We start from the raw sequence: 494 nt of genomic DNA on the forward strand, positions 1-494 counted from the left end.
CTGCTCGCGATCATGAAAGGTGCTTCGGGCACCGACATCGACGTGCTCAACAACAAGATTTCAGTCGCTCTTGATTGGCACGACGCTGCCAAGGACGCCGGCGCGACCGCGCCCGACAGCGAAGGCCTCGATGGCGCAGGTGCCGCGCTTGATGGCGTTGACGAAAGCCAAGGCTCGGTTGAAGCGGCAATGGCCCGCACCGATGCATTCTGGGGCGAGCAGACCACGTTCCGCCTGACTTCGGGTGAGGACCGTGGCGTTGATTTCGTGGGCACCGGCGGTGCTGATCTCTTCGACGCATCCCTGACGCAGAACCCCACGGCAGGCGGTGTGTCCAACACGCTCTCGTCGGGTGACGTTCTGAACGGCGTCGGTGGCACCGACACGCTCGATGCGACGCTCGTTCCCGAGTTCATGGGTGGTCTGGGCATCATGCCGCTCGACGTGCAGCCGACCACCTCCAACATCGAGAACATCGAGATCGAAGCGCGCGA

At 63.4% G+C, this 494-nt stretch carries 1 protein-coding gene; it reads left to right on the plus strand.

From position 1 onward, the window contains the following. Positions 1 to 494, plus strand: a 494-nt coding sequence (locus tag C6W92_RS17815) for a hypothetical protein (RefSeq protein WP_164989298.1), incomplete at both ends; no start/stop codon positions are given.

It is taken from the genome of Roseovarius sp. A46 (assembly GCF_004126395.1).
GTDB classification, from domain to species: domain Bacteria; phylum Pseudomonadota; class Alphaproteobacteria; order Rhodobacterales; family Rhodobacteraceae; genus Roseovarius; species Roseovarius nitratireducens.